General features: G+C 71.1%; 1 protein-coding gene. It reads right to left on the reverse strand.

Translation table 11 applies throughout. The annotated features are described in order from the left end of the window. On the reverse strand, positions 1-400 hold a 400-nt coding region (locus tag GVL03_RS20930; RefSeq protein WP_235038297.1), incomplete at its 3' end, for a metallopeptidase TldD-related protein. Positions 401-418 lie beyond the last annotated feature (18 nt).

Below are 418 nucleotides of genomic sequence, written 5' to 3' on the forward strand. Positions count from 1 at the left end.
GCATGTAGGTGTTGGTCATGCGCGGCATGGGGATGTGCGCATAGCTCTCGCGCCGGCCGTTGCCGGTGGGCGCCACGCCCATCAGGCGGGCGTTGAGCGAATCCTGGATGTAGCCCTTGAGGATGCCGTCCTCGATCAGCACGTTGCGCTGGCTGGCGTGGCCCTCGTCGTCCACGTTGAGCGAGCCGCGGCGGTCGGCGATGGTGCCGTCGTCCAGCACCGTGACGCCCTTGGCCGCCACGCGCTGGCCGATGCGGCCGCTGAACGCGCTCGACCCCTTGCGGTTGAAATCGCCCTCCAGCCCGTGGCCCACGGCCTCGTGCAGCAGGATGCCCGGCCAGCCGGGGCCGAGCACCACGGTCATCTCGCCGGCCGGCGCCGGACGCGATTCGAGGTTCACCAGGGCCGCGTTCACGGC

It is taken from the genome of Microbacterium sp. 18062, assembly GCF_902706225.1.
In the GTDB taxonomy this organism is placed as follows: Bacteria; Actinomycetota; Actinomycetes; order Actinomycetales; family Microbacteriaceae; genus Microbacterium.